Here is a 7,145-nt window from a genome sequence, read left to right as displayed (position 1 = left end):
CCATCCTCGCTACGGGGACGCCCAGTCGGGCGCTATTCTCGGACAGCCTCCTGGTCGCTTTCGCTCCCATGCTTTTGCAGCAGTGATGGATCCGAAGGTTTTGCTATCAGAGTACTTTTGACCCTTGATCATTTTTTGAACTTGTACGGTATAACGCAGCTTTCCAGCTTTGTTCTTTCGCTTTAGGATACTCATGTCTGTTTACATCGATGTAGGAAAAATCGGACTTTTACTACATGTAGGAAATTTTGCAGATTTTTAAGGTATTTGGGGGTTGTAATATGGTGCAAAGTGCTAACGTTGACAAGGCTGAGTGTATTGAAAATAAAGGGAATCCCAGTAAATCCCCAGACCGTCGATTTGCCGTTGCCCCCATGATGGACTGGACTGACAGGCACTGTCGCTACTTTCATCGGGTTTTGTCAGAGCGGGCACTTCTGTACACCGAGATGGTTACCACCGGAGCCTTGGTATACGGCGATAAAGACCGGTTTTTACAGCATGACGTATTTGAATACCCGTTGGCCATTCAGCTTGGTGGACATGATGCCTGCGATCTTGCCTTTTGCGCCGGACTGGCGGAAGAGCGGGGTTATCAAGAAGTGAACCTGAACGTGGGTTGTCCCAGTGACCGGGTGCAAAATGGTCGTATTGGTGCCTGTCTGATGGCAGAGCCACAAACCGTAGCCAATGCGGTAAAGGCCATGAAAGAGCGGGTATCCATTCCGGTAACGGTAAAGCATCGGATTGGCATTAATGGTTGCGACTCCTGGCAGGAGTTACTGGACTTTGTCGGTATTGTTGCGGTGGCGGGGTGCGATGCCTTTATCGTTCATGCCCGTATTGCCGTTCTGGAAGGGCTTTCTCCCAAAGAGAATCGGGAGATTCCTCCGTTGAAGCCAGATTGGGTGTATCAGCTCAAAACTCAGTTTCCCGGGCTGAATATTGCCATTAATGGCGGTATCAAGACCTTTGGGGAGATTGATCATCACCTGCAGTATGTTGATGGTGTAATGCTTGGTCGTGAAGCCTACCAGAACCCGTATCTGCTATCAGAGGTGGACGGTCGGCTTTATGGTTGTCAGCAGCCAGTCAAGAGTCGCGCTGAAGTGATCGAGAGGATGCTTCCCTATATTGAATCAGAACTCTCCCAAGGGACATGGCTTAGCCATATTACCCGCCACATGTTGGGGCTGTATCACGGTGTACCCGGTGGTCGCCGCTTTCGCAGACATATCAGTGAAAATGCCCATCAGGCCGGTGCAGGTGTTGAAGTACTCATTGATGCTGTCAGGCTTGTGGATAGTTGCTAATGCCTGAAAGCAGGTGTCAGGCAGTCACCTCTGGCTGTCTGCAGCGTTCCAGTTGTTTGACCAGATCACTAAATGCCTTCTGGTTGTTTTCATTCAGGCTCATGAGTGTTTTGTGGGCTTCGAGTACCCGGGCATGAATGGATTCCTCACTGCAGTCCTCGCATTCAATTTCCTGGTATTCGCAGGTTTGACTTGAGACATCTTCAACAATGATAAAGATTCGCTCAAAACCCATGCTCATGAGGATTCTGGTGATATCAGGGCGGGGGGATATCAGCACTGGCCGCTGATCGATCTGTTTTCTGGCCATAATGGATAATTTCGCCAATAGCCCAAGAGATGTACTGTCGATGGTTTCAGCATCTGAAAGATCAACAATAACAGAACGAAATACCGGCTCTTCGACCATGGCCTGAAGAAAATTCTCCAGGCTGGAGCAAAGGGTAAGACGAACTTCTCCGACCAGTTTCAGTACGTAGGTACCTTCACTTTCGGCAAACTGGATTTTTCCGGGTGTCATAATCAGAATCGCGACAGTATTAACATTGCAATGTCATCAGGGGCTTCCTGAATATCATTGAGCCCCAGCCTGTGAGTCAATGTATCTACGGTGTCGGCACCTTCTCCGATAACCGATAATAAATACGCTTCCTTTTCTTTAAGGCTTTTCTGGGGCAAAACCTCAAGAATACCATCGGATAGAATAGTTAAGCTGAACTGCCGGGGCAAGTCTATAATTGCATCTTCGTAGAGAGCATCCTCAAACAGCCCTACCGGCAGGCCTTTGCCTTCGAGAAAGCGAACCTTTTTGCCTTTTTCAGCGATCACCGGTAACGGAAAATGTCCGCCAAACGAGTAAGTAAGCGTCTGGTCACGGGTATTAACTATGCCGCCAAAAACGGTCACATGTTTTCCCAGTCCGGTTTTCAGCAGGCTCTGGTTAATGTAACTCAGGACATGTGAAGGTTTTACCCTGATTTTACCTCCGTTATTGTGGTAGTCCTGAAGCAGGCTGATGGACATATGCTTGAGCAGCACAGTAACAAAGGCAGATGATGCGCCATGTCCGGACACATCGGCCAGATAAAAGGCGAAGTTGTGGTCGTTCAGGATGAAATAATCGACAAAGTCGCCGCTTAAATAGAGGGATGGAATGATGTTGTGGTCAACTTTGAAACCCTTATATTCAAGGGGGTGTCTGGGCAGCATATTCATCTGCACCTGACGCCCGGCTTTCTGGTCTTCCTGCAGCAGGGTCAGGCTGCTCTTCAAAGAGTTGATGGCTTCTTGGAGGCTAGCCCGGTAGCGCTTGTTTTCCATCAGTAGCTGGGCTTTTTCAAGTGCCCGGTTGATGGCGTACTCCAGCACTTCAAGATCCACGATGGGCTTAACCAGAAAATCACTGGCTCCAAGGTGAAGGGCTTCTACTACGTCGGTCATGACGCCAGCACCGGAGACCACAATAAAAGGTATGTCGCTGGCCTCACTGCGCACCTGGCCCAGCATGGTGAGTCCATCCATGACCGGCATGCGCAGATCACACAGAATCAGGTCTGGTTGACATTCACGAAAAATATGCAGGCCCTGTTGTCCATTCTCGGCTTCATGGGTCTTGAAGCCAATGCCTTTGAGGTAAGCGACAATACTTTCACGTACTATGGTGTCATCATCGATGACCAGGATGGTGCTGCCGGTCATGGATATACCCGCAAGATAAAGAGAATATAAGGACCTGCCTGAATCCGATACATTCGGATAAAAAAACCACATTAAAATGTGAAGTTAAGGAAAAAATACTCCCAAGCTGACCTGGCTGCAAGCGGGAGTATTGGCAAATTAAAGAGTTGGCTAATAGACATTGAAGCCCGGGCTGATGCGCTGGTCATTGACAGTAGATAGTCAGAAGTCATCTTCTGGCTGCTGGCCGGTAATTAAATATTCACGTCTTTGCAAATACGTGTCTCTGAAAAAAGTGTAATGGTCGCCAATAATCAGATTTTCAATATCCAGGAGTTGAGCGCGGCTATTAATGAGGTGAATGCTGCCAGCGATCCAGCGATCCTGCCCGGAATCATGATAGTTTAACGGATTGGTTAATGCATCAGGAATCAGGCCAACGCCGGAACGGACCGTATTCGGGCCAAGTAACGGTAGAACGATATAAGGTCCGGACGGCACCCCCCAGTTGGCAAAAGCCAATCCGAAATCGCTATAGCGCTTGTCAAGCCCTATTGGCGTTGCTACATCAATCAGACCAAGAATACCCGCCGTGGAATTGATGATGAAGCGGCCTGATGATACCAGCGCATCCTGCCCTTTGAGTTGGAAGCCGGCGCTGGCGATATTTCTCAGCTCCCCGAGGTTACTGAAGAAGTTGCTGACCAATGTTTGCACCGGCCCGGGGGTGACAAAATTATAGGCCTTTGCCATTGGCTTCAGGGCATAGTTATCCAGGGTATCATTCAGTTTGGACACCCTGCGGTTCCAGCTTTCCAGTGGGTCATCGTAAGAGATGGGTTCAGTTCCAAAAGTCATGGTGGGCAAAAGTATCAGCACCATGACGGCAACAGAACGAACAATAATCGCAGGAGAGTGATTCATCCGGTTGATCCTTGAATCCTTGTTTATTTTTCCACGGCTGGGGGCAAAGGTGCACTGTATTCTCTAACGCGTACAATGACAAGATGGGCTTCGCAAACGGTTGTTCTCCACTGATGTTTAGTTGCCGGGATGAGTTGTGAAGTAGAAAATATTCTAACTCGATCTTGGGGCTTTTTTCCAATTTACGGACATTGATACCATAGTAAGTAGTTGGCCAAATGGAATCGTATATTTTTGACTCCTTGTGTTGGCACTCGGTAACTGCTCCTGAATCCATGCAGTCGTGCTTCGTTACAACTCCGGTCACATTGCTACGGCTATGCTCTGTGCCTCACCTAGCCCAGGTAGCCAGAAAGATTCGATTCCCTGTGGCCGGCTACTTAGTGTAGATTCCGACATCATGGCATTATTGTTTATAAGCTTATTGATAGTCCTGAGCAGATGATCGAATGCACCCTGACCCATCTGAACTTTTTTTACAAAATTATTTTTTAAGAGGGAACGAATACTTTTTAAAACTGTCCTAGATTTTAGAGTTTATTCAATAAGGGATTCTGATAAGCTCATTTATACATACGAATGTTAATCCAAGTAACGAAAAAGGTGCTTCAATGGATAACTTGCCAGGAAATTCCACGACAAACCTGTTTGCTCCTCCCTCTTATAATTATGTAGTGGGTATGGATAGAAAGGCGCAATTCCAACAGTATATGGCAACCGCTATTACCACGACACAAGCTATTATTTCAGATGGTGAAAGATATCATAGTTTCGAACCCGAGGCTGTCGCCAAAGAATTGATCGAATATCTTATCAATCGTTATCCGTCGGCATCACCGCAAGTTGGGCGTATCAGTACCGGTCCAAAAAATCCTACTGAGCCCGATATGAATGCCTGGAGTGATTGGGAAAGAAGACATTGCAGTAATGCCGGAGGAACACTCCGCAGCTTTAAGTCAGAGTGTGTTCAAAATGCTATTACTGATGCATTTGTCACGCACTTGGGAAAAGAGCAACTTGATAAATTCAAACAATTCATGATTGCCGAAGGCTTTTCGGAAGGTTGTCTTTTTGATTGCAATGACACATGCGATGTGGTTCATAAATTTTTTGAATCATATAATCCAATGGTCCCAGTCATTATCAAATGTATTAAAGCCGGGGTGTTCTCCCAAGAATTGATTAATGATTTACTCAATATACGCTAATAAATAAATTTTTCACTACATGTGGGGTTAGATGAAAGCATACACTTTCAGCCTCCTGTCTGATGTACATTCACAAATGACCGATTCCCATGGATCTCCGTGGGAATCATATGGAATCTCTGTTCAGATACAGTAACTTCCGGCGAATAAACTATAATAAGTTCTAAATTTAAATAATTGCTCTAAAAAAATGAGAAAAAAGCCTCAAACACTATACCGTGCTGTTAATAAAGACTAATAAAAAACCTTGAAATCATTAAGCATCTATATTCCTGAAGCAAAAGCTTTGAACCACGAAGCACACAAAGAGCACAAAGAAGAGCTTTTCCTTTGTGCTCTTCGTGGTTCCTATTCAAGACCCGCAACAAACCAACCCGCCTGCATTCGTTCGCAGAAGCTAAAGAAAGAATTTACAGTAGTACTATCAAGAAGAATTCCTTAATGTCTACCCTGAGAGGGCTCGTATTAGTACGATGATCTTCTATCTCTTCAAAGCATTTTGATACTTTTTTTTATCAAGTACGTGGCACTATTTACCTGACTTGTTTGTGAATGACTGTACCCATAATCAACCCAACGACAATGGTTTAATAAGAGATGATTTTAGTCGATAACTGGGACTGTTGTGGCTGTAGCTTGGTGATTCATCAGGAATTCCTATGGCATTATTGTCTATAAGCTTATTGATAGCCCTGAGCAGATGATCGAATGCATCCTGACCCATCTGGACTTTTTTACAAAATTATTTTTTAATAGGGAACGAATACTTTTTAACACTGTCCTTGATTTTAGAGCTTATTCAGTAAGGGATTCTGACAAGCTCATTTTTTTTATACATACGAATGTTAATACAAGTAACGAAAAAGGTGCTTCAATGAATAACCTGCCAGGAAATTTCTCGTCAAACCCGTTTGCTCCTCCCTCTTACGACAATGTATTGGGTATGGATAGAGAGGCACAATTCGATCAGTTTATGGCATCCGCTATTCCCCAAGCCCAAGCTATTGTTTCAGATGGTGACAGATTGCATGGTTTCAATCCCACGGCTATCGCCAAAGGACTGGCCGAATATTTTATCAACCATTATTCGTTGTCACTACCGCAAGTTGGGAGTATCAGTACCGGTCCAAAAAATCCTACTGTGCCCGATATGGATGCCTGGAAAGCTTGGGAAGATAAACATTGTTTATATCGAGGAGACACCTGCAGTTTCAAGTCAGAGAAGGTCAAAAAAAATATTTATTGGGTATTCGAAAAACACTTGACAACCGAAGTGCTTAAAGGTTGCAGATCTGTATTAACTGCTATGAAATTTTATCCAAGTGCAGTTGATAGTTGCACTAATGCATTTAATCTTACAAACCTTTTCTATCATGGATTAAAACCAATGACCCCATTCATAACCAATTGTATTCAGGCCGGTGTGTTCACTGAAGAATTTATTAATGATTTACTCAAAGTAACCAAATAATTAACCTTTGTCACTGCATGCCGGGGGCTAATGGAAGCATGCACTTTCAGTCTCTTGTCTGATATGCATTGACAGCTGCCTTGTTCCCACGGCCCTTCGTGGGAAGGCATACCAAAAGATGTAGAAACCCCATCAAACTCTGACGATCCCGGGCAGGAACAGGTTACTTACATCCGGTAAGCTCCGGTATGGCCCTGGCAGAGAATGGGAAAGAGGTTTTATGAATTGGCTGTCGAGTTAAAGGCTACAGTTTGCCTGGTCTCTGGCTTATCGCCCCAAAATTACCGATGGAAACGCAACCGCATACATCGTCATCGAATACACCGCTGCTGGCAGGGCCACAAATCTGGCAAGCCGGTACTCACGCTACTGATCAATACCGTCAAGGTCAGTGCCATGGGTGAATTCTGAATGCTCGCTTCAATGGCAAGGGTTTTGAACTCGGTACGGGTGATATTGTACATTCATCCAATAACCAGGAGGCTGTCCGAGAATAGCCCCGTAGCGAGGATGGCAGAAAATTGAGGATAAAAAGTCGGAAATTTTTAGACC

7 protein-coding genes are annotated in these 7,145 nt (G+C 45.3%); 3 read left to right on the top strand and 4 right to left on the bottom strand.

Translation table 11 applies throughout. The features are described from left to right. The first annotated feature begins 281 nt into the window (after nt 1–281). Nucleotides 282–1,313: a tRNA dihydrouridine(20/20a) synthase DusA gene (gene dusA / locus KDK14_RS03895; RefSeq protein WP_257263709.1), complete on the top strand. Its 1,032-nt coding sequence runs from the start codon at nt 282–284 to the stop codon at nt 1,311–1,313. A gap of 16 nt (nt 1,314–1,329) precedes the next feature. Here dusA and KDK14_RS03890 read toward each other — a convergent pair whose 3' ends face one another. The 3 genes from KDK14_RS03890 to KDK14_RS03880 form a co-directional block, all read right to left on the bottom strand. Continuing rightward, nucleotides 1,330–1,833, bottom strand: a complete 504-nt coding sequence (locus KDK14_RS03890; RefSeq protein WP_257263708.1) for an STAS domain-containing protein — start codon at nt 1,831–1,833, stop codon at nt 1,330–1,332. Between the two features lie 2 nt (nt 1,834–1,835). Next, nucleotides 1,836–3,011 carry a SpoIIE family protein phosphatase gene (locus KDK14_RS03885; RefSeq protein ID WP_257263707.1) on the bottom strand — a complete coding sequence of 392 codons (1,176 nt, stop codon included), beginning with the start codon at nt 3,009–3,011 and terminating at the stop codon, nt 1,836–1,838. A gap of 201 nt (nt 3,012–3,212) precedes the next feature. Further along, entirely contained in the window at nt 3,213–3,914 is a 702-nt protein-coding gene (locus KDK14_RS03880) for a VacJ family lipoprotein (protein WP_257263706.1), read from the bottom strand. A gap of 611 nt (nt 3,915–4,525) precedes the next feature. Between KDK14_RS03880 and KDK14_RS03875 the strand changes: the two genes are divergently transcribed. Then, the gene (locus tag KDK14_RS03875; RefSeq protein ID WP_257263705.1) at nt 4,526–5,122 is read left to right on the top strand and encodes a hypothetical protein; all 597 of its coding nucleotides are present in this window, start codon (nt 4,526–4,528) and stop codon (nt 5,120–5,122) included. An 874-nt stretch (nt 5,123–5,996) separates the two neighbouring features. Continuing rightward, nucleotides 5,997–6,593, top strand: a complete 597-nt coding sequence (locus KDK14_RS03870; protein ID WP_257263704.1) for a hypothetical protein — start codon at nt 5,997–5,999, stop codon at nt 6,591–6,593. Nucleotides 6,594–6,904: 311 nt separating this feature from the next. On the opposite strand, the gene KDK14_RS03865 is transcribed toward KDK14_RS03870, so the two are convergent. Beyond that, complete coding sequence (locus KDK14_RS03865) at nt 6,905–7,057, bottom strand: hypothetical protein (protein ID WP_257263703.1); 153 nt, start codon at nt 7,055–7,057, stop codon at nt 6,905–6,907. Between the last annotated feature and the right edge of the window lie 88 nt (nt 7,058–7,145).

The sequence above is a fragment of the Endozoicomonas sp. ONNA2 genome, from assembly GCF_024606365.1.
Classification (GTDB): domain Bacteria; phylum Pseudomonadota; class Gammaproteobacteria; order Pseudomonadales; family Endozoicomonadaceae; genus Endozoicomonas.
The sequence above is the reverse complement of the archived record's forward strand: the minus strand, read 5'-3'. Positions and strand labels throughout refer to the sequence as shown.

Coding starts and splice junctions, on each gene's coding strand:
- dusA (WP_257263709.1), top strand. CDS start 282: ATGGTGCAAAGTGCTAACGTTGACAAGGCTGAGTGTATTGAAAATAAA.
- KDK14_RS03890 (WP_257263708.1), bottom strand. CDS start 1,833: ATGACACCCGGAAAAATCCAGTTTGCCGAAAGTGAAGGTACCTACGTA.
- KDK14_RS03885 (WP_257263707.1), bottom strand. CDS start 3,011: ATGACCGGCAGCACCATCCTGGTCATCGATGATGACACCATAGTACGT.
- KDK14_RS03880 (WP_257263706.1), bottom strand. CDS start 3,914: ATGAATCACTCTCCTGCGATTATTGTTCGTTCTGTTGCCGTCATGGTG.
- KDK14_RS03875 (WP_257263705.1), top strand. CDS start 4,526: ATGGATAACTTGCCAGGAAATTCCACGACAAACCTGTTTGCTCCTCCC.
- KDK14_RS03870 (WP_257263704.1), top strand. CDS start 5,997: ATGAATAACCTGCCAGGAAATTTCTCGTCAAACCCGTTTGCTCCTCCC.
- KDK14_RS03865 (WP_257263703.1), bottom strand. CDS start 7,057: ATGTACAATATCACCCGTACCGAGTTCAAAACCCTTGCCATTGAAGCG.